General features: G+C 72.6%; 25 protein-coding genes. 12 read left to right on the top strand and 13 right to left on the bottom strand.

Translation table 11 applies throughout. The features are described from left to right. The first annotated feature begins 130 nt into the window (after positions 1-130). Complete coding sequence (locus tag AC3CF1_RS27065) at positions 131-1,243, top strand: carboxypeptidase-like regulatory domain-containing protein (protein WP_488452136.1); 1,113 nt, start codon at positions 131-133, stop codon at positions 1,241-1,243. Here AC3CF1_RS27065 and AC3CF1_RS27070 read toward each other — a convergent pair. After that, positions 1,231-1,407 carry an alpha/beta fold hydrolase gene (locus AC3CF1_RS27070; protein WP_488451556.1) on the bottom strand — a complete coding sequence of 59 codons (177 nt, stop codon included), beginning with the start codon at positions 1,405-1,407 and terminating at the stop codon, positions 1,231-1,233. The two genes, AC3CF1_RS27065 and AC3CF1_RS27070, sit on opposite strands and share 13 nt — an antisense overlap. Positions 1,408-1,581: 174 nt before the next feature. Between AC3CF1_RS27070 and AC3CF1_RS27075 the strand changes: the two genes are divergently transcribed. The 5 genes from AC3CF1_RS27075 to AC3CF1_RS27095 all read left to right on the top strand — a co-directional run bounded on the left by AC3CF1_RS27075 (position 1,582) and on the right by AC3CF1_RS27095 (position 6,350). Beyond that, complete coding sequence (locus AC3CF1_RS27075; protein ID WP_488451557.1) at positions 1,582-3,852, top strand: matrixin family metalloprotease; 2,271 nt, start codon at positions 1,582-1,584, stop codon at positions 3,850-3,852. A gap of 32 nt (positions 3,853-3,884) precedes the next feature. Further along, positions 3,885-4,352 (top strand): hypothetical protein, encoded by a 468-nt coding sequence (locus AC3CF1_RS27080; RefSeq protein WP_488451558.1) that lies wholly within the window; start codon positions 3,885-3,887, stop codon positions 4,350-4,352. A gap of 107 nt (positions 4,353-4,459) precedes the next feature. Further along, positions 4,460-5,272, top strand: coding sequence for an SAM-dependent methyltransferase (locus tag AC3CF1_RS27085; RefSeq protein ID WP_354983927.1), 813 nt, complete (start codon positions 4,460-4,462; stop codon positions 5,270-5,272). A gap of 163 nt (positions 5,273-5,435) precedes the next feature. Continuing rightward, on the top strand, positions 5,436-5,690 hold the full coding sequence (locus tag AC3CF1_RS27090) for a C1orf53 family protein (RefSeq protein ID WP_355163079.1): 255 nt from the start codon (positions 5,436-5,438) through the stop codon (positions 5,688-5,690). A gap of 111 nt (positions 5,691-5,801) precedes the next feature. Continuing rightward, positions 5,802-6,350, top strand: coding sequence for a hypothetical protein (locus AC3CF1_RS27095; protein WP_488451559.1), 549 nt, complete (start codon positions 5,802-5,804; stop codon positions 6,348-6,350). 34 nt (positions 6,351-6,384) lie between these two features. Here the strand turns inward: AC3CF1_RS27095 and AC3CF1_RS27100 are convergent, their stop codons facing one another. Continuing rightward, positions 6,385-7,074 carry an iron-dependent transcriptional repressor DtxR gene (locus AC3CF1_RS27100; protein WP_088946789.1) on the bottom strand — a complete coding sequence of 230 codons (690 nt, stop codon included), beginning with the start codon at positions 7,072-7,074 and terminating at the stop codon, positions 6,385-6,387. Between the two features lie 101 nt (positions 7,075-7,175). On the opposite strand from AC3CF1_RS27100, the gene AC3CF1_RS27105 reads away from it, so the two are divergent. From AC3CF1_RS27105 to AC3CF1_RS27115, 3 genes are read left to right on the top strand one after another with little or no spacing between them, the layout of a single operon-like run. After that, positions 7,176-8,036 (top strand): sulfurtransferase, encoded by an 861-nt coding sequence (locus AC3CF1_RS27105; RefSeq protein WP_488451560.1) that lies wholly within the window; start codon positions 7,176-7,178, stop codon positions 8,034-8,036. 48 nt (positions 8,037-8,084) lie between these two features. Continuing rightward, complete coding sequence (locus AC3CF1_RS27110; RefSeq protein ID WP_210925720.1) at positions 8,085-9,266, top strand: acetoin utilization protein AcuC; 1,182 nt, start codon at positions 8,085-8,087, stop codon at positions 9,264-9,266. A gap of 25 nt (positions 9,267-9,291) precedes the next feature. Further along, positions 9,292-11,847 (top strand): bifunctional acetate--CoA ligase family protein/GNAT family N-acetyltransferase, encoded by a 2,556-nt coding sequence (locus AC3CF1_RS27115; RefSeq protein WP_488451561.1) that lies wholly within the window; start codon positions 9,292-9,294, stop codon positions 11,845-11,847. Between the two features lie 9 nt (positions 11,848-11,856). Here the strand turns inward: AC3CF1_RS27115 and AC3CF1_RS27120 are convergent, their stop codons facing one another. From AC3CF1_RS27120 to sigB, 4 genes are all read right to left on the bottom strand, one after another. After that, positions 11,857-12,264 carry a VOC family protein gene (locus AC3CF1_RS27120; RefSeq protein WP_488451562.1) on the bottom strand — a complete coding sequence of 136 codons (408 nt, stop codon included), beginning with the start codon at positions 12,262-12,264 and terminating at the stop codon, positions 11,857-11,859. Continuing rightward, entirely contained in the window at positions 12,261-12,767 is a 507-nt protein-coding gene (locus tag AC3CF1_RS27125) for an SRPBCC family protein (RefSeq protein ID WP_355161851.1), read from the bottom strand. Before AC3CF1_RS27125 ends, AC3CF1_RS27120 begins: the two co-directional genes overlap by 4 nt. Next, entirely contained in the window at positions 12,764-13,141 is a 378-nt protein-coding gene (locus tag AC3CF1_RS27130) for an ArsR/SmtB family transcription factor (protein ID WP_330463956.1), read from the bottom strand. Before AC3CF1_RS27130 ends, AC3CF1_RS27125 begins: the two co-directional genes overlap by 4 nt. 121 nt (positions 13,142-13,262) lie before the next feature. Continuing rightward, the gene (sigB, locus tag AC3CF1_RS27135) at positions 13,263-14,279 is read right to left on the bottom strand and encodes an RNA polymerase sigma factor SigB (RefSeq protein ID WP_370452985.1); all 1,017 of its coding nucleotides are present in this window, start codon (positions 14,277-14,279) and stop codon (positions 13,263-13,265) included. A 231-nt stretch (positions 14,280-14,510) separates the two neighbouring features. Between sigB and AC3CF1_RS27140 the strand changes: the two genes are divergently transcribed. Continuing rightward, complete coding sequence (locus AC3CF1_RS27140; RefSeq protein WP_210792390.1) at positions 14,511-15,299, top strand: sporulation protein; 789 nt, start codon at positions 14,511-14,513, stop codon at positions 15,297-15,299. A gap of 113 nt (positions 15,300-15,412) precedes the next feature. On the opposite strand, the gene dtd is transcribed toward AC3CF1_RS27140, so the two are convergent. The 3 genes from dtd to AC3CF1_RS27155 form a co-directional block, all read right to left on the bottom strand. Beyond that, complete coding sequence (gene dtd, locus AC3CF1_RS27145; RefSeq protein WP_488451563.1) at positions 15,413-15,835, bottom strand: D-aminoacyl-tRNA deacylase; 423 nt, start codon at positions 15,833-15,835, stop codon at positions 15,413-15,415. 76 nt (positions 15,836-15,911) lie between these two features. Then, positions 15,912-17,396, bottom strand: a complete 1,485-nt coding sequence (locus AC3CF1_RS27150; protein ID WP_488451564.1) for a DUF7782 domain-containing protein — start codon at positions 17,394-17,396, stop codon at positions 15,912-15,914. 34 nt (positions 17,397-17,430) lie between these two features. Beyond that, positions 17,431-18,432: a CPBP family intramembrane glutamic endopeptidase gene (locus AC3CF1_RS27155; RefSeq protein WP_488451565.1), complete on the bottom strand. Its 1,002-nt coding sequence runs from the start codon at positions 18,430-18,432 to the stop codon at positions 17,431-17,433. An 83-nt stretch (positions 18,433-18,515) separates the two neighbouring features. Between AC3CF1_RS27155 and AC3CF1_RS27160 the strand changes: the two genes are divergently transcribed. Then, complete coding sequence (locus tag AC3CF1_RS27160) at positions 18,516-19,106, top strand: HhH-GPD-type base excision DNA repair protein (protein WP_488451566.1); 591 nt, start codon at positions 18,516-18,518, stop codon at positions 19,104-19,106. 27 nt (positions 19,107-19,133) lie between these two features. On the opposite strand, the gene AC3CF1_RS27165 is transcribed toward AC3CF1_RS27160, so the two are convergent. Beyond that, the gene (locus tag AC3CF1_RS27165) at positions 19,134-19,445 is read right to left on the bottom strand and encodes a hypothetical protein (RefSeq protein WP_088951534.1); all 312 of its coding nucleotides are present in this window, start codon (positions 19,443-19,445) and stop codon (positions 19,134-19,136) included. 13 nt (positions 19,446-19,458) lie between these two features. Continuing rightward, positions 19,459-19,746: a hypothetical protein gene (locus AC3CF1_RS27170; RefSeq protein WP_088946797.1), complete on the bottom strand. Its 288-nt coding sequence runs from the start codon at positions 19,744-19,746 to the stop codon at positions 19,459-19,461. A 104-nt stretch (positions 19,747-19,850) separates the two neighbouring features. On the opposite strand from AC3CF1_RS27170, the gene AC3CF1_RS27175 reads away from it, so the two are divergent. Next, complete coding sequence (locus AC3CF1_RS27175) at positions 19,851-20,210, top strand: DUF3099 domain-containing protein (protein WP_488451568.1); 360 nt, start codon at positions 19,851-19,853, stop codon at positions 20,208-20,210. 54 nt (positions 20,211-20,264) lie between these two features. Here the strand turns inward: AC3CF1_RS27175 and AC3CF1_RS27180 are convergent, their stop codons facing one another. Both AC3CF1_RS27180 and AC3CF1_RS27185 read right to left on the bottom strand, forming a co-directional pair. Then, on the bottom strand, positions 20,265-21,164 hold the full coding sequence (locus AC3CF1_RS27180; protein ID WP_488451569.1) for a carbohydrate kinase family protein: 900 nt from the start codon (positions 21,162-21,164) through the stop codon (positions 20,265-20,267). Beyond that, the gene (locus AC3CF1_RS27185; protein ID WP_210792301.1) at positions 21,161-22,096 is read right to left on the bottom strand and encodes a pseudouridine-5'-phosphate glycosidase; all 936 of its coding nucleotides are present in this window, start codon (positions 22,094-22,096) and stop codon (positions 21,161-21,163) included. The genes AC3CF1_RS27180 and AC3CF1_RS27185 overlap by 4 nt, the downstream gene beginning before the upstream one ends. Positions 22,097-22,116: the final 20 nt, after the last annotated feature.

The raw sequence follows: 22,116 nt of genomic DNA on the forward strand, positions 1-22,116 counted from the left end.
CCCGTCCCTGGCACTGTTGTGTCCTCCGGCCAGACGTCGGTGGTGGGTCGCGCAACCCGTCCCGGACAGGGCATAGTGGCCCGCGGTGCCATCGACCGGTGTTGCCTGCTCTTGCTGAAGGTGGTTGGAAGTGACGACGCGCCTATGTGTCCGATGGACCCGAGCGGCCGCATTGATCACGCTGATCGGGGGGACGTTCGCGGTGTCGGCGGCGCCCGCGACGGCCGCCCCGCAGCCCGTCCGGATTCTGAGCGTGTCGGCGGAGAACGTGAAGCCCAACGAGACGGTGCGCGTGCGGTTCAGCGTCACCAACACCGGCAGCAGGGCCGAAACGGCCATCGTGGTGGTCGGCGGCGGCCTGCGATGCACCTCCGGATGCCGGGCAGAGCCGAAGCTGGGACCCGGCCGGAGCCAGACCTTCGACACGACGCTCGTCGCCCCTGCGGCTCGTCCGAATGAGATCACCGGCCTCAACATCTCAGTCGCCGTGCGGCTTGCCGGGCAGAACAGCTATGACCACAGGACGGTCTACGTCCACGGCCCGGGTGCGTCGCCATCCGGCGGGGACAAGCCGGCAGCCGGGGTGAAAAGTGTCTCCGGCCGGGTCCGCGACGCCAGCGGAAAGGCAATCGGCGGCGTGAACCTGACCGTCACGGACAGCGCCGGGCACGAATACCGGACGACCAGCAACCGCAGCGGCCAGTTCTCGATCACGTCGAGCGACGGCAAGCCGATCGCCGAGGGCACCATCACCGTCCGCGCGACCATGGACGGCTACGGCACCGCTCGCACGACCGTACGAGGCACTGCCGGTGACGTCGCGACCGTGGGGCTGACCCTCTCGGCGGTGGCAGCGCCCACCAGGACGTCGGCGTCGCCCGCCGTGGAGGCAAGCCCTCTCGCCGCGGAGGAGGTGGGCGAGGACACCCCCCAGGCTGCGCTGCCCACCCTCAAGGCCGTCAGCGAGGAGGGAAGCAGTTCGTTGCCCTTCCTGCTCCTGGGTGGCCTGCTGGTCGCCGCGGGCGTGGGCGCGCTCTCTCTGGTGGTGATGCGCCTGAGGAACACCCGGGACGCGGTGGCGGAGGCGGGTGTTCCCTCGACGACCCAGCTGTTGGCGCCGGCCGGTGGGAGCATGGCCGACGCTCCGACCGCGGTACTGCACCTCGGGCAGGTGGGCGGGTTCCCTGGCTCGTACGGCGCGCCCCCGCAGGGTGGCATCCACCAGAACGACTACCGGGGCTGAAAGCGCAGGAACGTCGAGACCCTGGCAGTGAACCTGTCGGCGTCGTCAAGCCACGGGTAGTGCCCCGCGCCCGGCTGCACGACCAGCTCGGCGCCCGGAGCCAACTCCGCGAGTTGGGCGACCAGGCCGGGCGGGGCGCCGAGGTCGACCTCACCGGCCAGCACGCCTACCACCACATCGGGAACCCGGTCGGCGCGGGCGTCCTCCGCGAGGCGGGCGGCGACGGCCCCGGGGAGCGTCCCGCATACGGCAGTGACGGCTTACCGATACCGATCTATCCATGCTGCTCCCTAGCGTTGCGTCCAGTCATCCCGGCCGGACGTGGGAAGGGAGCTCCGATGACCGATGAAGCGATCCGCAGCAAGTCGCCGCAGCGACAGGTGCCGCTCGGCACCCCGGACGATCCGGGCTCGATCCACGGCCTCGCCGTCGCCGGGTCGACGCTGCTGGTGGCCCACTACCCCGCCGCCGGGTGGGGACGGCTACACCGGCTGGACCCGCACACCCTGGCGCCGGTGGCCGATCCCCTCCCGGTCGGCCACCAGCCCCGGGCGGTGACCTGGCACCCGGGCCGGCGGGCCGCGTACGTGATGAACCGCGGGGTGCAGAGCTACAGCGTGTCGCAGTGCGAGCTGGACACCGGTCGGGTCACGGACATCCCGATCGGCTTCGGCATCATCGCCATCACCGTCGACCCGGCCGCCGACCTGCTGTACGTCGCCGACTGGGCGCACAAGCGGCTGATCGTCGTCAACATCGCCGACCCGTCGAGCCGGCGGATGGTCGAGCTGCCGTCGGCGCCGGTCCGGCTGGCGGTGGGCGCCGGTGGCGACGTACTCGTGACGCTGTCCCTGCAATCGGTGCAGCCGCCGGTGGACGCCTTGGCCGTGGTGCGCCCGGACGGTTCGCTCCAGGTGGCACCGATCGAGCCCGCACGCCTGCAACCCGGGCCGGTGGCGATCGGGGCCGACGGCCTGGTCCACGTCGGCTCGCTCGGCGGCGGCACGGTGCACCCGTTGGCCGGCGTGCACGACCCGGACACCGGCGTACGGCTCGGCTCCGTCGGCACCGCGGCCGGGGTGCGGGGTCTCGCGGCGCACCCGCACCTGCCCCGGGCCTGGGCGGCGACCGACCGCGGCGCGCAGCTCGTCGACGCGAGCAACCCGTACCTGCCGCAGGTCCTCGACCCGATCCTGACCGGCCGCAGCCCCTACGGCATCGCGGTGGCCGGGGACGGCACGGTCTACGTCGGCGACGACCGCGACGGCACGGTGTCGCTGCTCGAACCCGACCTGACCGAGCTGCCCCTGACGGCCGTCACCACCCTGCTCGACCACGCCGGCTACCCGAGCACCGGTGGGCTGGGCGCGGCGATCCGGTCCTACCAGACGGTCCACGAGCTGCCCCGGACCGGGCGGCCCGACCCGACGACGGTCGCCCACCTGACCGCGCCCGGCTGCGGGAACGCCGACCCGGGTGCGCCAACCGCCGGCTTCGCCGTGGAGGGGCACCACTTCCAGCACACGAATCTGACCTACCACCTGGGGAACATGCACATGCCGAACGCCCGGCCCGGGTTCACCGACGAGCTCAAGGAGGAGCTGATCCGGGTGTCGTTCGACGAGTGGCGGCGGATCCTCGGGGAGAACTGGTACGGCCCGCTGACGTTCACCCGGGTGGACGACCCGGCGCGGGCGGACATCCTCTTCTCGGTCGGCTACGACCCGGTCTTCGACGACAGCAACTGGTTCCGCACCGTCTACGCGGTGACGAAGTGGGGGGCGTCGCAGGGCTGGCCGGGGGCGGGCGGTCAGCTTCCGGTGATCTTCAACCGAGAGATCGCCTGGGACGCGCCCGGCTACTTCGACCAGGTCTGGTACAACAGCGACTTCCGGCACGTCGCGACACACGAGATCGGCCACGCGCTGGGCATGCACCACGGCAAGAAGAAGAACGTGATGTACCGCAACGCCACCTGGTACCGGGTGCCGAAGTCCGACGACCAGGCCGGCTTCCGTTACATGTACGGCCGCCTGCCGTTCGTCTCCGGCATCGGTACGCAGGTCCTGCCCGGCCACAACCACGTCGCCGGTCCGGACTGCGAGCAGCACCTGCTGGTGTACTTCGGCGACGGCGACGACTGGGCGTACACCCGCCTCACCGCCGACCTGGGCGCGCCGCGACTGGCGCGCGGTCACGCGGTCAGCGCCTTCTTCGCCCACGACGGGGTGCCGTCCTACGTGTACCGGGGCACCGACGACCGGGCGCACCAGCTCTGGTTCGCCGACGGCTCGTGGTGGTGGAACGACCTGAACGCCGAGAGCGGTGGCGCGCCGCCGGCCGGCGGGCAGCCGCACGCCTATCGCAACGGCGACACCCAGCGGGTCGTGTACGCCGCCGACGACGGGCGGGTGATCCGGCTGTCGCAGCCGCCGGAGCAGGGCTGGTCGTGGGAGGACATCTCGCAGCCCGGCGCCGGCCACCCGATCGGCGCCCCTTCGGGTACGTCGACCACGGCACCGGTCTGGACGTCATCGCGTACCGGGACAACGAGGAGGGTCTGCGGATCCTCCAGGAGGGCCCGGCACAGTGGACGAACCTCTCGCTGACCTGGGCCACGCAGCAGGAGAACCCGCTGCCGTTGACCGGCCACCCGGTGTGGGGCATGGCCGGCGCCGGTGAACAGCACCGGCTCTTCGCCCTGGACCACCGGCAGGACATCCGGCTGTACTTCCTCGGCGCCGACGGCTGGCACACCAGTTCGCTCACCGCGGAGCTGGGCCTGCCGCCGGCCAGCGCCCTGGCGGTGCAGCGCATCTTCAGCGTCGACGACGTCGAGTTGGCCTGGGTGCTGGTCTTCGCCGACTTCGACGGGCGGCTGTGGGAGGTGCGCTCCTCCGGCGACGGCTGGACGGCGCACCAGATTCAGGCCGAGGGCATGACGCCCGCCGGGCTGCACCTGGTGTCGGTGTGGCTGAGCGACACCGAGCGGCACGTCGCCCAACTCGCCGCGAACGGCACGATCCAGCTGCTGTCCCGCTCACTCAGCGATGTGGTGGCCGACGAGTGGCGGGCACGGAACCTCACCGTGCTGACCGGGGTGGTGTGACCGGGGCGGTCAGGCCCGGACCCGGGCACGGGCCGGTGCGCGCCCGTTTTCTGTACCGCTGAGTTGTGCGAGCATGGTCGTCCCCTGTGTCTTCCCCCGATGGAAGGATGCCCGTGGCAGAGACGGCACCCCACCGGTCCACCGAGCCCACCAAGATCGACACCACCGTTCCGCACTCGGCCCGGATCTGGAACTACTGGCTGGGCGGCAAGGACAACTTCGAGATCGACCGCCAGGCCGGTGAGCAGGTACGCCAGCTCTTCCCGGCGATGATCGAGACGGCGCGCGAGTCCCGGGCGTTCCTGTCCCGCGCGGTGCGGTTCCTCGCCGGCGAGGCGGGCATCGGGCAGTTCCTCGACGTCGGCACGGGGCTGCCCACCGCCGACAACACCCACGAGGTCGCCCAGCGGGTCAACCCGCGCAGCCGCGTCGTCTACGTGGACAACGACCCGATGGTGCTGGCGCACGCGCGGGCGCTGCTCGTTGGCAGCCCGGAGGGCCTGACCCGCTACATCCACGCCGATCTGCGCGAGCCCGCGGCGGTGCTCCGGCAGGCCGCCGAGCACCTCGACCTCACCCGGCCCGTCGCGGTGCTGCTGTTCGGCGTCATGGGCCACGTCGGCGACGACGACGAGGCGGTCGCCATCATCCGCACGCTGCTCGACGCCCTGCCGTCCGGCAGCTACCTGGCGCTCTCCGACGGCACCGACACCAGCGCGGGCGTGGTCGAGTCGCACCGGCAGTACAACGAGAGCGGCGCGCTGCCGTACCACCTGCGCAGCCCGCAGCGGCTCGCCCGCTTCTTCGAGGGCCTGGAGCTGGTCGAGCCCGGTCTGGTGCCGTTCACCCACTGGCGACCCGAGCACGACGGCGCGCCGACGGACCTGGACGGCTACTGCGCGGTCGGCCGCAAACCCTGACCGGCAGCCGCCGCACCACCGGGCAGAGCCGTCGGCCACAGCGGCGGCGAAAGGTCCTGCTGCGGCTGCTGCTCGCGGGCGGCGCCGACTCCGACGAGGTGAACGCCGCGCTCGCCCGCCACCGATGAGCGCCCGGCCCGGCGGGCTTCCCTAGACTGCCTCGGTGAGCGGAGAGCGACGACCCCTGGCCGACCGGCCGCTCACCGAGCCGCACCCGTCCCGGCTGTCGCCGGAGCACCCCGACCGGGCCCGGATCCTCGCCGCGCACGACGCCGCGCTCGCCGCCGGGGAGGCCGGCTATCTCGACCCGGAGAGCGGGTTGTTCGTGCTCAGCGCCAGCTTCCTGGCCCGCCGTGGCACGTGCTGTGGACGCGGCTGCCGGCACTGCCCGTACGTGGATGATCCACAGTCCGGATAGGCGCGGGCAGACCGGCGGAACGAGGGCTTCCGCCCGCCACCGACACCCCGTACGGTGTCCGACGGACACCTGGCGGGCGCCTTCCGCCGTCGGTCGGCGAGAGGGTGGAACGTGCGCGGGCGGATCGTGGTCGCCGGGGTGGCGGGGCTGCTGGTGAGCGGCTGTGCTGCCGACGCCGAGCCGGTGGCGGTGCCGCCGCCGGTGCCGATCGCCGTGGACGTGGCGGCGGCCTCCTCGGGCGGGGCCTGCCGGCTGCTGGACTTCGCGGTGATCGAGCAACTGGTCAAGGTGCGCTTCGACGTGGCGGCGGCCAGCGAACAGGGCGACACGCACACGTGTGTGGTGCGGGCCAGGAGCGCGACGCTGCCGGAGCTGACACTGAGTGTGTCCGAGACCACGATCGACAAGGCCACCTTCGCCGCGGATGTGGTGCCCGACAAGGCGGCGAAGGTCACCGGGCTGGGTCAGCAGGCGTACCGGCGGACGACCGCTGCGGCGAGCGGGCATGGGCCGGTCGCCGAGGTGGGCTGGCTGGCCGCCGACGGACGGTTGGCCACTGTGAGTTGGACCGCGGCCCGTGGCGGCGAGCGCTCGGCGGCGGAGAAGCTGACCGGTGACCTGGCCGCGCTGGCGAAAAAGGTGGACACCCGGGCGTTGTGACGCCCGGGTGTCCGGTTGATCAGTTGGCGGCGACTCAGCTGGCGGCGACGAAAACCCGGGAGGCGACCTCGCGGGGCAGCCGCACCCGGTCCCCGGAGCGGTCGATCGAGACGCCGTCGCGCTCCTGTGCCACGGTCACCGTGGCGCCCGGGTCGACACCGGCGGCGTGCAGCTGACGCAGCACGTCGGCGTCCTTCTGCACGCTCTCGCAGATCCGGCGCACCACGACCGACCCGGAAAGACCGGGGAAGGCCAGGTTGCGCTCCCCCTCGGCGGCCTCGGTGGCCTCCGCGGCCGGCGAGCCCAGCTCCTGAAGCCCTGGGATCGGGTTGCCGTACGGGGAGCGGGTCGGCCGGTTGAGCAGGTCGTACACCCGCTTCTCCACCGCGTCGCTCATCACGTGCTCCCAGCGGCAGGCCTCCTCGTGGGCCTCCTCGTAGGGCATCCCGATGACGTTGACCAGCAGCAGCTCGGCGAGGCGGTGCTTGCGCATCACCGACACGGCGCTGCCGCGACCCTGGGCGGTGAGCGTCAGGTGCCGGTCTCCCTCGACGGTGAGCAGGCCGTCGCGCTCCATCCGGGCGACGGTCTGGCTCACGGTGGGGCCACTCTGCTGCAGCCGTTCGGCGATCCGGGCACGCAGCGGCGGCACCCCCTCCTCTTCCAGCTCAAGGATGGTGCGCAAATACATTTCGGTCGTATCGACCAGGTCGTGAGACTTCATAAGGTCAGCGGCCCTCCGATGCACGATGCTACCTCGGGTGTTGGCCCGCCGGCCGCCGCCGAACCGTGAGCCCTCGGCACGAATGGTGTTGGATGGTTGCCATGTCCGGTACCCAGAAGCCGCTGGTCGAGGTGGATCGGCTCACCGCCGAGCTCGACGACGCCGATCCGCCCACCCTGCTCGACGTCCGCTGGCGGCTCATCGGCCCGCCCGGCCACGACGACTACCTCGCCGGTCACCTGCCCGGCGCGGTCTTCGTCGACCTGGACACCGCACTCTGCGGGCCGCCCGGCGTCGGCGGTCGGCACCCACTGCCCGACCCGGCCGCGTTGCAGGCCGCGTTGCGGGCCGCCGGCGTCCGCGCCGGTCACCCCGTTGTGGTGTACGACGGTGGCGACGGCCTGGCTGCCGCCCGGGCCTGGTGGACGTTGCGCTGGGCGGGGCACCGGCCGGTGCGCCTGCTGCACGGTGGCTTCCCGGCATGGGTCGCCGCCGGCCTGCCGGTCTCCACCGACGCGCCCGCCCCGACCCCCGGCGACATGGTCGTGCGTCCCGGTGATCTTCCGGTGCTCGACGCGGGGCAGGCCGCCGAGCTGGCCGCCGCGGACGACGCGGTGCTGCTCGACGTGCGGGCGGCACCGCGTTACCGGGGCGAGGTCGAGCCGATCGACCCGGTCGCCGGGCACGTGCCGGGAGCGGCGAACCTGCCCGCCGGGGAGTACGTCGGCCCGGACGGGCGCTTCCCGGCCGCCGATGTGCTGAGCGAGCGGTTCGCCGCCGCCGGGGTCACCGGGGCGCGGGCCGTCGGGGCGTACTGCGGCTCCGGGGTGACCGCCGCGCAGGCGGTGCTCGCGCTGCACCTGGCAGGTCGCACGGACGCCGCGCTCTACGTCGGTTCGTGGAGCAACTGGGTGGCCGATCCGACCCGGCCGGTCGCCTCCGGGCCGACTTCCGACCGCTGACCAGCGCGTGCGGTGGGCCGACGAAGGTCCTCGTGCGACGATGGGCTCATGTCCGACGACACTGTGGTGGTGTGGGACGAGTCGCTGCTCGCCTACGACATGGGTGACCATCCGCTCGATCCGGTCCGGGTGGAGTTGACCATCGCGCTCGCCCGTGAGCTGGGCGTCCTGGATCGCCCCGGGGTGCGCATGGTCAAGCCAGAGCCCGCCGACGACGCCGCGCTGACCCGGGTGCACGACCCGGCCTACCTGGCCGCCGTGCGTGCCGCGCCGCGCGATCCGCTCTTCGCCGGGTACGGGCTGGGCACGTCCGACAACCCGGTCTTTGAGGGGATGCACGAGTCCAGCGCGCTGATCGCCGGTGCGACGATGGCTGCCGCCGAGGCGGTCTGGCGCGGTGACGCACGACGGGCGGTGAACGTGGCCGGTGGCCTGCACCACGCGATGCCCGCCCGAGCCTCCGGCTTCTGCGTCTACAACGACCCTGCGGTGGCCATTGCCCGGCTGCTCGACCTGGGCGCCGAGCGGGTCGCGTACGTGGATGTCGACGTGCACCACGGCGACGGGGTGCAGCAGATCTTCTGGAACGACCCCCGGGTGCTCACGATCAGCCTGCACGAGACCCCGCTGGCGCTCTTTCCGGGCACGGGCTTCCCGGACGAGACGGGTGGGCCGGGCGCGCAGGGCAGCGCGGTCAACATGCCGCTGCCGCCGGGTGTCGAGGACAGCGCCTGGCAGCGGGCGTTCCACGCCATCGTGCCGTCGGTGCTGCGCGCGTTCCGGCCGCAGGTGCTGGTCAGCCAATGTGGCGCCGACGGGCACCGACTGGACCCGCTCGCCGACCTCAACCTGACGGTGGACGGCCAACGGGCCACCTACCTGGCGATGCGGGCACTCGCCGACGAGCTGTGCGACGGTCGGTGGGTGGCCACCGGCGGTGGTGGGTACGCCCTGGTCGAGGTGGTGCCTCGGGCGTGGAGTCACCTGCTGGCCGTGGCCACCGGTGACCCGATCGCCCCGGCCACGCTCACCCCACTCGCCTGGCGGGAGCTGGTCGCCTCCCGTCGTCTGGGCCGGGAGGTGCCGTTGCGGATGACCGACGACGCGGACCCGTCGTTCGAGCCGTGGCAGCCGACCGGCGAGCCCAACGCGGTGGACCGGGCGATCGCCGCGACCCGCAAGACGGTCTTCCCGTTGCTCGGGCTCGACCCGTACGACCCGCGGGACTGAGCCGGGCCAGGGGAGGGCCACGCCGGTGACGACCGTGAGCCAGCCGGTGGACGTGCTGCTCAGCGACGGCAGCACCGTCCAGTTGCGACCGATCGACCCGTCCGACGCGCCGGGCATCGTGGCGATGCACAGCCGCTTCTCCGAGCGCACCCGCTACCTGCGGTATTTCTCGCCGTACCCGCGCATCCCGGAACGGGACCTGATCCGGTTCGTCACCGTCGACCACCGCGACCGGGAGGCGTTCGTGGTGCTGGCCGGCGACCGGATCGTCGCGGTCGGCCGTTACGAGCGGCTCGGCCCGCAGGCCCCGGAGGCGGAGGTGGCCTTCGTCGTGGAGGACGCCTACCAGGGCCGGGGCATCGGCTCGGTGCTGATGGAGCACCTGGCCGACGCGGCCCGGCGCAACGGGATCATGAGCTTCGTCGCCGAGGTGTTGCCGGCCAACGGGACGATGCTGCGCGTCTTCGCCGACTTCGGCTACCAGGTCCAGCGCGAGTACGCCGACGGCGTGGTGCACCTGAGCTTCCCGATCGCGCCCACCGAGGCCACGCTGGAGGTGCAGCGCGGCCGGGAACACCGCACCGAGGCCCGTTCCATCGCCCGGCTGTTGGCCCCACGTGGCATCGCCGTCTATGGCGCCAGCGCCACCGGTCAGGGCGTCGGCGCCGCGGTGCTCGGGCACCTGCGCGACGGCGGCTTCACCGGCGTGGTGGTGCCGGTGCATCCGAGCGCGTCGACAGTGGCGGGGCTGCCCGCGTACCTCTCCGCGGTTGAGGCCGGGGCACCGGTGGACCTGGCGGTGGTGGCGGTCCCGCCGGAGGCGGCGACCGCTGTGGTCGCCGACGCCGCCGCCGCGGGGGTGCACGGCCTGGTCGTCATCTCGGCCGGCTTCGCCGAGGCCGGCGCCGAGGGCGCGGCCACGCAGCGGGCGCTGGTCCGCGCGGCGCACGCCGCCGGCATGCGGGTGGTCGGCCCGAACTGCCTGGGCGTGGCCAACACCGACCCGACGGTACGCCTCAACGCCACCCTCGCCCCGGCGCTGCCGCCGGCCGGTCGGGTGGGCATCTTCAGCCAGTCCGGCGCGTTCGGGGTGGCGCTGCTCGCCGAGGCGGACCGGCGCGGTCTGGGGCTGTCCAGCTTCGTCTCGGCCGGCAACCGGGCCGACGTCTCCGGCAACGACCTCCTCCAGTACTGGCAGGACGATCCCGGCACCGACGTGATCATGTTGTACCTGGAAACCTTCGGTAACCCGCGTAAGTTCGCCCGGCTGGCCAGGCGGATCGGCCGTGCCAAACCGGTCGTCGCGCTCGCCTCGCCGGCCCGTCCGGTCGGGGTCGGAGACACCGCCGGCCCGGACGAGGTGGCGGTGGCCGCGCTCTTCGCCCAGTCCGGGGTGATCCGGGTGGACACCGTGCCGGAGCTGCTCGACGTGGGTGTGCTGCTGGCCAACCAGCCGTTGCCGGTCGGCGGACGGGTTGGTGTGGTCGGCAACTCCTCGGCCCTGACCGGGCTGGCAGCCACCGCCTGCGTCGGGCACGGCCTCACTGTGGCCGACGGTCATCCCCGCGACGTCGGGCCGAGCGCCGGTGCCGCCGAGTTCGCCGCCGCTCTCGCGGAGACGGCCGCCGACGAGGGGGTGGACGCCCTGGTGGTGGTCTTCGCCCCGCCGCTGCCCGGGCAGCTGACCGATGTGGACGCCGACGTGACCGCCGCGCTGCCGGCCGCCCTCGCGCTGGGCAAACCGACAGTGGCGACGTTCCTGGTCGGCCGGCTGCCGCCGGGAGTGCCCGCGTACGGGGGCGTGGAGGAGGCGGTGCGGGCGCTCGCCCGGGTGCACCGGTACGCCGAGTGGCTGCGCCGCCCGCCCGGGGTGGCACCCGAGCTGCCCGGCATCGACCGGGCCGCCGCGCAGGCCGCGCTCCGCGCCGACGGCACCGACCCGGGGGCGCTGCTGGCCGCGTACGGCATCGACGTGGTGGCCTCGGTGCCCGTCGACTCGGTCGGCGCGGCGGTGGACGCGGCGACGCGGCTGGGGTTCCCGGTGGCGCTGAAGGCGGCGGATCCCGGGCTGCGGCACCGGGTCGACCTAGGCGCGGTCCGGCTCGACCTGCCCGACGAGCCGACCTTCCGCCGGGCGTACGCGGAGCTGGCGGCGACCTTCGGCGCGGACGTGCTGGTCCAGCCGATGGTGCCGCCCGGTGTGGCCTGCGTGGTGGAGTTGGTGGAGGACCCGGCGTTCGGGCCGGTGGTCGGCTTCGGCCTCGGCGGGGTCGCCACCGAGCTGCTGGGCGACCGGGCCTGGCGGGCGGTGCCGCTGACCGACCGGGACGCGGCCGAGCTGGTCGACGAGCCCCGGGCGGCGCCGTTGCTGCGGGGGCACCGGGGCGCCGCGCCGGTCGACCGGGCGGCCCTGGCCGACCTGCTGTTGCGGGTCGGTCAGCTCGCCGACGAGCAGCCCCGGGTGCGGTCACTGACCCTCAACCCGGTGCTCGCCCGCCCGGACGGCATCTCGGTCCTGCACGCCCAGGTGCGCGTCGGCGGTGTGGTTGCCCGCCCGGACACCGGCCCCCGCCGCCTGTGACGGGGGCGGTCAGGCGCGGCTGGAGATCTGCTGGACGGCCCAGGCGTTGCCGTCCGGGTCGGTGAAGAAGACGAAGCCGACATTGTCCAACGGGTGCGGCGTGGGGCTTGGGCTGGCACCCAGCACCTGAACGTCGCTGACCTCCACACCACGTTCGACCAGCTCCGCGTGGGCCCGCTCGATGTCGGGCACCACCAGTTGCAGACCCTTGAGCGACCCCGCTGGCATGTCCGGGACGGCGCCCTTGCCGATCACGATCGAGCAGCCGGAGCCGGGCGGGGTCAGCTGGATGATCCGCGCCTCGTCGCCGATCACGGTGTCGTGGTCCACCACGAAGCCGAGCTGCTCGGCGTAGAACTTCTTGGCCCGGTCCAGGTCGGTGACCGGCACGATCACCACTTCCAGCGTCCAGTTCATGGTTGCTCTCCTCGTATCGTCGTTGTGGAACGCAGCAGGTCGGCGAGCCGCGTGTAGCTCTGCCCGACCCCTCGGGTCATCGGGTAGCGCAGCACGGTTTCCCGCCCCTCCGCGGTGGCGTAGCGCAGCGTGGTGGTGACCGTCGTCCGGCCGGCCAGTTCGGTGAACTCGTGGCCGACCAGCGTCTCGCCCGGGTAGGACTGGTCGTCGAACAGCTCGGTGCAGACCAGCCGGTGCGGTGGCTCGATCTGCCGGTAGACCCCAGCCTGGACCATCCGCGCGCCCTCCGGGCCCTGCGACACGAACCGCCACTGCCCGCCGACCCGCAGGTCGACATCGCACTCCACCAGCCTCCAGCCGCGCGCGCCGTACCACCGGACCAGCAGCTCGGGTCGGGTGAATGCGGCGAACACCAGGCGTGCCGGTGCCTCGAACAGCCGGCTCAGCACGATCTCCCGATCACCCGGGGTGTGCACGACGAGCGGGTCGTCGACGCTGCTCACCCGCGCGACCCGTCCGGTCGGGAGCGTCGACGGGCGGAGTCGGTCTGGTCGACTGCCTGGAGTTCGTCGAGCAGCGCGTCGAGGCGCTGATAGCTCTCCGCCCAGTAGTCGCGGTAGTCGGCGAGCCAGGCTGTCGCCTCCCGCAGCGGCCGGGCCTCCAGGCGGCAGGGTCGGCGCTGGGCGTCCCGTCCCCGGCTGACGAGGCCGGCGCGTTCCAGCACCTTGAGGTGCTTGGAGATGGCCGGTTGGCTCATCGCGAAGGGTGCTGCCAGCTCTGTCACTGTCGCCTCCCCGGTCGCGAGCCGGGCGAGGATGGCCCGTCGGGTCGGGTCGGCCAGCGCCGCGAAGGTCGCGTCCAGCAGTTCGGTGCCCACCACGTATAACCTCCTGGTTTTATAACCACATGGTTTCTACCGTGGATGGTGCCACCGGTCAAGCACCCCGACAGCATGGAAGGCCCCGGCGAACCGCCAGGGCCTTCCACGAGCAGGTGCGTCAGCAGGCGTACGACTCCAGGCGCTGGGCCCGCTCCGGCGCGCGCAGCTTCAGCAGCGTCACCTTCTCGATCTGCCGGATCCGCTCCCGGGACAGACCGAACTCCCGACCGACCTCGTCCAGCGTGCGCTGCCGGCCGTCGTCGAGACCGAACCGGAGCCGGATGACCGCCTGCTCCCGCTGGGACAGGGTGGCCAGCACGATGCTCACCTCGTTGCGCAACTCACCCTGGGCGGCGGCGTCACCCGGCTCGGTGCGCGGGTCCACGGAGGCCACGAAGTCGCCGAGCGCGCTCTCACCGTCGTCGCCGACGGCCTGGTCCAGGCTGACCGGCTCCCGGTCGTAGGAGATCAGCTCGATGACCTGGATCTCGGGGATCTCCAGGGCACGGGCCACCTCGGCGACAGTGGGTTCGCGGCCCAGCGTCACCGCCAGCTCGCGGCGGGCGCGGACCATCCGGTTGACCTGCTCGACCATGTGCACCGGGATGCGGATCGTGCGGGCCTGGTCGGCCATCGCGCGGGTGATCGCCTGCCGGATCCACCACGTCGCGTACGTGGAGAACTTGTAGCCCTTGGCGTAGTCGAACTTCTCCACCGCCCGGATGAGACCGAGGTTGCCCTCCTGGATCAGGTCGAGGAACGCCATGCCACGGCCGGTGTAGCGCTTGGCGATGCTGACGACCAGCCGCAGGTTCGCCTCCAGCAGGTGGTCCTTCGCAGCCCGGCCCTCCGCGACGATCAGCTCCAGGTCGGCCCGCAGCTCCGCGGAAACCGGGGTGCAGGTGGCGAGCTTCTCGTCGGCGAACAGGCCGGCCTCGATCCGACGGGCCAGGTCGACCTCCTGCGCGGCGGTCAGCAGCTTCGTGCGGCCGATCCCGTTGAGGTACGCCCGGACCAGGTCGGTGGAGATGCCACGCTCGTCGGTGGCGTCCAGGTCGGTGAGGACCTCGGAGGTCCCGTCGGTGTCGGTCGTGGTGGCCGGGCGCATCCGGTGTTCCGTCATCTGAAGGGCCATCTCTGTCTCTCCCCGTTTCCACGTCTGTGCCGTGTCTCCGGCCCAGTGGTGCCGGTGTGCACACAGCTTGGCGGTCGGGGCGTAAAACGGGAGTGAGGCGATCGGGCACCCGACAGGAATCAGGTCGGGTCTCTGGCGCGGTGTGTCGTCCCGGTGTGCGGTTGCCCGCCCCGACTACGTTGCGGACGGCCGGCCAGCTCGGGTCGGCGACGACGAAAGATGGAGGACGGCGTGGTCTTCAAGCGGCTCATGAAGGCGATGGGGGTCGGCGGCCCATCGGTGGAGACGGTGCTGGCCAACCCGAACTGCCGCCCGGGCGGCCAGCTGGAGGGCCGCATCCAGGTGGTCGGCGGCGACCACCAGGTCGACATCGACCACGTGACTCTCGGTCTGGTCACCCGGGTCGAGGTGGAGAGCGGCGACAACGACTACGACACCACTCAGGAGTTCCGCCGCCAGCAGATCACCGGCGCGTTCCGGCTGGAGCCGGGGCAGCGCCACGACATCCCGTTCCGCTTCGACGTGCCGTGGGAGACACCGGTCACCGAGCTGTACGGGCAGCACCTGCACGGCATGACGATGGGCCTGCGTACCGAGCTGGAGGTCGCCCGCGCCGTCGACAAGGGTGACCTGGACGCCGTGTCGGTGCACCCGCTGCCCGCGCAGGAGCGACTCCTGGACGCGTTGCTGCGACTGGGCTTCCGGTTCGCCCGCGCCGATGTGGAGCGTGGGCACATCTACGGCGTACGACAGACGTTGCCCTTCTACCAGGAGATCGAGTTCGGCCCGGCGCCCCAGTACGCCCGCTCGATCAACCAGTTGGAGGTCACCTTCATCGCCGACGCGCAGCAGATGCAGGTGGTGCTGGAGGTCGACAAGCGCGGCGGCGTCTTCACCGAGGGGCGGGACGCCTTCGGCCGGTTCACTGTCGACCACGCCACCGCCGACCGCACCGACTGGACCGCCGAACTCGACAACTGGCTCCGCCAGTCCCTGTCCCGCCGAGGCCTCTTCTCCTGACACCACCCCCGCCCCCGGCCCCCTTCCGGCCCGTTGATCATGAAGTTATTGCCACGACACGCCGAGGCGGCGGGCAATAACTTCATGATCAACCAGGGTGGCGGGGGTTGGGGTTAGAGGTCCAGGAGGAGGGTTCGGGGGCCTACGTTGGTGCTTTCCACCAGCATGTGGGCGCGGAAGCGGCCGGTTTCCACCGGCGAGTTGCGCTGGCGCAGTGCGTCGACGACCGCGGTCACCAGTGGTTCGGCCACCTCGGCGGGGGCGGCTGCCGTCCAACTTGGCCGGCGACCCTTGCGGGCGTCCCCGTAGAGGGTGAACTGGCTGACCACCAGGATCGGCGCGCCGGTGTCGGCGGCGGACCGCTCGTCGTCCAGGATGCGCAACTCGTGCACCTTGCGGGCCATCGTCTGAGCGGTCTCCGCGGTGTCGGTGTGGGTCACCCCGAGCAGCACCAGCAGGCCGTTCTCGATCGCGCCGACCACCTCGCCGTCCACTGTCACGCTGGCCCGCCCGACGGTCTGCACCACCGCACGCATCAGCAGCCCGCCGCAAGGCAGCCCGCCGCAAGGCAGCCCGCCGCAACGCCGGCAGCCGGCGCAGAGCATGCCCGCGTCACGCGGTCACCGCCTCGATGAAGCCGCGCTCGACCAGGTGCGCCACGATCGGGCCCGCGGCCTCGGCCATCTCGTCGGGCTCGACGTCGTGCGCCGTGGCGAGCAGGGCGAGCTGGTCGCGCAGCGGTAGGCGGCCGTCGGCGCCACCGACCAGGGCCAGCACCAGCGGGTCGATCTCCTCGGTCCAGCGCAGGCCGTGCGGCATCGCGAGGACCTGCCGATCCACCCCCCAGCCCTCGTCACCCATGGTGGCCTCCTGGCGCAGTTGGAGGCCCTCGGCGGCCCGGTAGCGCTCGGCGAGCAGCGCTTCGGTGTCGCGTACCCGCAGAAAGTCCTGGCGGTCGAACCAGGCGGCCACCTGGTCGCCCAGCGGCGGCTGCACCCGCTGGCGCAGGTCCTCCACCCGGACCAACGGGTCGGCGTGCCCGCCCCGTCGCAGCGACACGATGCCGAAGCCGATCCCCTCCACCTTGTGCGCGTCGAACCAGTCGAGCCAGGCGGCCATCCGCTGCGGGTCGGTGGTCTCGCCGGCGTCGGTGAGCCACAGGTCGACGTACGCCATCGGGTCGGCCACCTCGCGCTGGATGACCCAGGCGTCCAGGCCGGTCCCGGAGAACCAGCCGGCGACCCGCTCGTCCCACTCCTCGCCGGCGACGTGCACCCAGTTCGCCAGGTACTGCATGGTGCCGCCCTCGGTGAGCAGGCCCGGGGCGGCGGCGGCCAGCTCGGCGCCGATCGCGTCACCGACCCGGCCGGAGTCACGGTAGACGTGCGTGGTGGTGCCCGGGCCGACCACGAACGGCGGGTTGCTCACCACCAGGTCGAAGCGCCGGCCGGCAACCGGGGCGACCAGGTCGCCGCGCAGCAGCTCCCAGTCCTGACCGTTGAGGGCGGCGGTGGTCGCGGCGAAGCGCAGTGCCCGCTCCGAGAGGTCGGTGGCGGTCACCGAGTCGGCGTGGGTGGCCAGGTGCAGGGCCTGGACGCCGGAGCCGGTGCCGAGGTCCAGCGCGCTGCCCACCGGCCGGCGGATGGTCGCCCCGATCAGGGTGTGGGTGGCCCCGCCGATGCCGAGCACGTGCTCGGCGTGCAACGGCCGACCCGGTCGGGCACTGGCCGGCACGTCGGCGAGCACCCACCAGTCGTCGCCGTACGGCTCCAGGTCGACGCCGGCACGCAGCCCGTCGCCGTACCGCTCGACCAGCCCACCGGCCAGCGCCTCCTCCAGGCTCAGCGGCGCCAGCGCAGCGGCCACCTGCCCTTCCGGCTCGGTCTGGTCGCAGATGAACACCCGGATCAGGGTGCCCAGTGGGTCGCCGTCCTCGGTGGCGCGCAGCGCGGCCCGGTAGTCGTTACGGGCGACGGCGGTGGTCGCCTGGGCGCCCAGGCGCTCGGCGATGCCGTGGCTGGTGAAACCGGTCCGGGTCAGCGCGTCGCGCAGCGCGTCGACGCCGGCGGGGGAGAGCAGCATGTCGTGTTCGTCCACCCCGACATCCTGCCTGCCGTCGCGGAGAAAGCCGTCACCACCCGCGAGATTCGACCCCGACCTCCGGCCGCTTCAGCTCCGCACCGGTCGCGGCCGAGGGCCCGCCGGGCACCGCCACGACCGGGTCCGGCGGTACGACCGTCGCCAGCCCTCGACGCGCGGCCATCCGGTCGACGACCAGGGCGTACGCGGACAGCACCAGCACGTCGACGAGGACGAGCTGCCATGGGGCGTCGGCCATCGTCTCGTCGGCGCTGAGCTCGCCGAACGCCGCCGCCAGGGTGAACGCGGTCAGATTGTTCACCACGTGCAGCGCGATCGCGGCCTCGAGCCCGCCGGTTCGCACCGTCAACCAGCCGAACAACGCGCCCATGAATGCCAGGTCCAGGAAACCCCAGACCGTGCCCCAGCCGTGCGCCGCGGCGAAGAGCACCGCCTGAAGGGCGATCGCGGGCCAGGGTGAGCGGAGATACGCGCCAACGGCCTGTAACAGCCAGCCCCGGAAGGCGTACTCCTCGGCGGCGGCCTGGAATGGCACCAGCAGCAGGACCATCAGCAGGCCGGCGGCGAACTCCGGCCCACCCACCCACGTGTCCGCCGGGGCGAGCACCGAGCTCTCGCCGGTCAGCCCGAGCAGCAGGTCCGCGCCGAACAGCATGACGATGATCAGCGGCGTGGCGATCAGGAGGCAGCGGCCGAGCCAGTTCCACCGCAGCCGGCCGAGCACCGACGAGAGCGTGCCTGCGGGCCGGCGCTGCACGAGCCAGGCCGCGCCGAACAGAAGTGGGAGTAACAACGCCAGCGAGGCGATCAGCAGTGCGGCGTCCGGAATCGGGCCGAAGGTGGGAAGCCCGTCGGCGTCGTACGGGCGGTTGGTGAGCTCGGCCACGACGGCGGCGACGCCGAAGAGCAGGCAAAGGACCACCACCGCCGAAACAACCAGCGCGACGGTGCCGACGATGGGTTGCCACCAGTGATGCCGGGCAGTGCGGCCGAGCCGGTGGTACGGGGAACCGGGCGGGGCGGTCAAAAGCATGTGAGCGAGCGTGACAGACGAGTGCCACGTGTCGCGAGACGATCGGAGCGTCGGCGTCCGCCCGGATCGGTGGGCCAGGCAGGATGGTCCGCATGACGCTAGTGCTGCCCATCGACCCAGAGGCCAACCGGTTGCTGGAGCGCAGCCCACTGGCCCTGCTCATCGGGATGACCCTGGACCAGCAGGTGCCGATGGAGAAGGCCTTCTCCTCGCCGTACGTGCTGGCGCAGCGGCTCGGCCACGAACTGGACGCGGTCGAGCTGGCCGGGTACGACCCGGAGGCCCTGATCGCGCTCTTCGCCCAGCCGCCCGCACTGCACCGGTTTCCGAAGGCGATGGCGGCCCGGGTGCAGGAGGTCTGCCAGGTCCTGGTGGAGCGCTACGACGGTGACGCGGCGATGCTCTGGGCCGACGTCGCCGACGGGCCGGAGCTGCTGCGCCGGGTCTCCGGGCTGCCCGGCTTCGGCAAGCAGAAGGCGCAGATCTTCGTGGCTCTGCTCGGAAAGCGGTTCGGGGTCTTCCCGCAGGACTGGCGGACGGCGGCCGGCGGGTACGGCGACCCGGGCGCGTACCGGTCGGTGGCCGACGTCACCGACGCCGACTCGTTGCGCCGGGTGCGCGAGTACAAGCAGCAGATGAAGGCGGCGGCCAAGGCGAAGACCGCCGGCGGCTGACGCGACCGGCCTGGTGAGGGCTGCCGCTCAGGCGGCGGTGGGGTGCGCCAGCGAGGCCAGCGCGCGCCGGACGTCGGCCAGCGAGACGGTCGCGGAGTCGTCCAGGTCGGCGAGGCCGGCCTCGATCCACTGGCGCATCAGCGTGGTGACCCCGATGCCTCGGGCGTCGGCGGCGGCCCGCACCCGCTCGTACGTCTCCAGTGGCAGCCGGACCGACCGGCTCACCATCGGCACGTCGGTGTCGGGGGCGGGGAGGTCCACCCCCGGGCCCTCGTCGATCAGCTCGGCGATCCGGTCGTCGCCGCTGTGGAACTGCTTGGTCGCGTCGTTTCGGTGCATCGTCACGGCCTCCTCATCGGCGAGATCTCCGCACGGCCTCGTCGTAGCGCTTGGACTCGGCGTCGCTCAGCTCACGAGCGGAGAGGATGTCCCAGTCGTTGTCGGTGCCATCGGCCTCGGCGAGCAGCACCGCCAGTCGGCGGCCCCGACGGGCGGCGGCGTAGACCACCATCACGTCGTCACCCAGATGGCGGATCACCCGTCGGGCGCTGTGCAGCGCCTCCCAGACTTCCCCGGGTGTGACGTCGTAGACCCTCAGGTTGGCCAACGCCTCGTCAGTGAAGCTGAACCTGCTGCCCACGCCAGGCAGCGTACCACGCACGTAACACGCGACGGGATGAGTCGAAGTTCGCTGATCACGGCCCTGCGGTGACAGGATGAGGCGTAACCCCCTCGAGGAGGTCCATGGTGAAGCGTCAGGCGTACCAGCCGATTCTGATCACCGACGCCTCGCGCAGCCAGGGTGACCAGCTCACCAGCCGTCAGCGCCGCTACGTCCTGATGATGGGCATCCGGGTGGCCTGCATCATCGCCGGCGCGATCCTGGTCGGTGCGAACGCCCCGCTGCTCTGGCTCTGGCTGCCGTTGTGCGCCCTCGGCATGGTGCTCATCCCCTGGCTGGCCGTGCTGCTGGCCAACGACCGGCCGCCGAAGGAAGAGCACCGGCTGGCCAACAGGTTCCACCGCCGGCACACGGACGACACCCCGCCGATGAGCCTCACCACCGAGGAGCGCCCGCACAAGGTCATCGACGCCGAACCCTGACCCGCGAACGGGCCAGGGTTCGAGCACTCGGGAGCCGCGACCGTGCGCCGACGACTACGGCTGCGGTCGTGCGCCGACGGTGGAGACGGCCAGCGCCCCCAGGTCGGTGGCGCGGCTCAGCGCCGCGGCCGGGGTGGCACCCGTGAGCCAGGCGGTGAGCAGGCCAGCCGCGAAGGCGTCCCCGGCCCCCGTGACATCCACCACGGCAACCCGCCGGGCCGCAGCAACGCGGACCGCCGCAGTGCGGTCGACCCAGACCGCGCCGGCCCCGCCGCGCTTGACCACGACCCGCCGGGCCGTCGCCGACAACGCCCGCCCCTGCGCCGCCGGGTCCAGCCCACCGGCGAGCACGGTGGCCTCGTCCGCGTTGACCAGCAGCAGGTCGACGTCGCGTACCCAACTCAGGAACGCCGCCGCGCCCACTCGCCGCAGCGGCGCCGCGGAGGCCGCGTCGACGCTGGTGGTGAGCCCACGCTCGCGCGCGGCGGCCAGCGCCCGCAGCCCGGCGTCGCGCGACCCGGCGTCCAACAGGGTGTACGCGGACAGGTGCAGATGCCCTGCGTCGGGCACCGCCGCGAGGGCCCGCTCGACGTGCGCGCCGGTCAGCCGCAGGTTCGCGCCCCGCTGGCTGATCATGGTGCGCTCGTCGTCGGTGGCCAACACGATCACCGTGCCGGTCGCCACGCCCTCGACGCGTTCGATCGCGCAGTCGACACCCGCCCGCTCCAGCTCGGCCACCCGGTCCCGCCCGGCGTCGTCGTCACCGACGGCGCCGACGAGCGTGACGTCCACCCGCTGCGCGGCTACCCAGGCGGCGGTGTTGGCCGCCTGACCGCCGCCGCCGATGCTGATCTCGGCTCCGGTGTCCGAGCCGGCCGCGAGCGGCCCGGACAGCACGGCGACCACATCGGTGATCACGTCCCCGACGACGACCATCCGGGCCGGTCGGGTCATGCCGAGGCGGTGGTGCGGCGGGCCGCTGCGGCGACCGCGATCCGCGCGGCCAGGTCGGCGTTGCGCAGGATGATCCGGACGTTCACCGCCAGGCTCGCGCCCTCGGTGGCCGAGTGGAAGTACGACAGCAGGTACGGCGTCACGGCCTTACCGGTGACCCCGTCCCGCTCCAGCAGGGCCAGGCCGTCGGCGAGCGTCCGGTCGTGCAGCTCCGGGTCGAGCTGCTCCTCGACCGGCAACGGGTTGGCGACGAGCAGTCCGCCGGTGTGTACGGCGTGCTCGTCGCGGGCGGCGAGCACGGCGGCGACCTGCTCCGGCGAGTCCACCGACCAGTCCAGGTCGAAGCCGGCGTCGGTCAGGTAGAAGCCGGGGAACCGGCGGGTGCGGTAACCCACCACGGCGACCCCGAGGGTCTCCAGCCGCTCCAGCGTCGCGCCCACGTCGAGGATCGACTTGACCCCGGCGCAGACCACCGCGATCGGAGTCTGGGCCAGGGTGCCCAGGTCCGCCGACTCGTCGAAGGTGTGCGCTGCCTCCCGGTGCACCCCACCCAGCCCGCCGGTGGCGAACACCCCGATCCCGGCCGCGGCGGCCACCGCGCTGGTCGCGGCGACGGTGGTGGCGCCGTCCGCGCCGGTCGCCGCCGCCAGCGCGAGATCGCGGACGGAGAGCTTGGTCACGCCGTCGACGGTGGCGAGGCGGGTCAACTGTGCGTCGTCGAGACCGACCACCAGCCTGCCGCTGATCATGCCGATCGTCGCCGGGACGGCCCCGGCGTCCCGGACCGTCTGCTCGATCTCCCTGGCCACCCGCAGGTTCTCCGGCCGGGGGAGGCCGTGCGAGACGATGGTGCTCTCCAGGGCGACGACGGGCAGGCCGTCGCGCAGGGCTTCGGCGACCTCGGTTCCGTAGCTGATGCGAAAGTCATTCACACGAGCACGGTACGGGGTGG

It is taken from the genome of Micromonospora sp. MGP-C2 (assembly GCF_057766525.1).

What these genes read in the sequence shown, in the direction of transcription:
- AC3CF1_RS27075 (WP_488451557.1), top strand. Translation starts at nt 1,582, where the DNA reads ATGACCGATGAAGCGATCCGCAGCAAGTCGCCGCAGCGACAGGTGCCG.
- AC3CF1_RS27085 (WP_354983927.1), top strand. Translation starts at nt 4,460, where the DNA reads ATGCCCGTGGCAGAGACGGCACCCCACCGGTCCACCGAGCCCACCAAG.
- AC3CF1_RS27100 (WP_088946789.1), bottom strand. Translation starts at nt 7,074, where the DNA reads ATGAAGTCTCACGACCTGGTCGATACGACCGAAATGTATTTGCGCACC.
- AC3CF1_RS27105 (WP_488451560.1), top strand. Translation starts at nt 7,176, where the DNA reads ATGTCCGGTACCCAGAAGCCGCTGGTCGAGGTGGATCGGCTCACCGCC.
- AC3CF1_RS27110 (WP_210925720.1), top strand. Translation starts at nt 8,085, where the DNA reads ATGTCCGACGACACTGTGGTGGTGTGGGACGAGTCGCTGCTCGCCTAC.
- AC3CF1_RS27120 (WP_488451562.1), bottom strand. Translation starts at nt 12,264, where the DNA reads ATGAACTGGACGCTGGAAGTGGTGATCGTGCCGGTCACCGACCTGGAC.
- sigB (WP_370452985.1), bottom strand. Translation starts at nt 14,279, where the DNA reads ATGGCCCTTCAGATGACGGAACACCGGATGCGCCCGGCCACCACGACC.
- dtd (WP_488451563.1), bottom strand. Translation starts at nt 15,835, where the DNA reads ATGCGTGCGGTGGTGCAGACCGTCGGGCGGGCCAGCGTGACAGTGGAC.
- AC3CF1_RS27155 (WP_488451565.1), bottom strand. Translation starts at nt 18,432, where the DNA reads ATGCTTTTGACCGCCCCGCCCGGTTCCCCGTACCACCGGCTCGGCCGC.
- AC3CF1_RS27160 (WP_488451566.1), top strand. Translation starts at nt 18,516, where the DNA reads ATGGTCCGCATGACGCTAGTGCTGCCCATCGACCCAGAGGCCAACCGG.
- AC3CF1_RS27165 (WP_088951534.1), bottom strand. Translation starts at nt 19,445, where the DNA reads ATGCACCGAAACGACGCGACCAAGCAGTTCCACAGCGGCGACGACCGG.
- AC3CF1_RS27175 (WP_488451568.1), top strand. Translation starts at nt 19,851, where the DNA reads ATGGTGAAGCGTCAGGCGTACCAGCCGATTCTGATCACCGACGCCTCG.
- AC3CF1_RS27180 (WP_488451569.1), bottom strand. Translation starts at nt 21,164, where the DNA reads ATGACCCGACCGGCCCGGATGGTCGTCGTCGGGGACGTGATCACCGAT.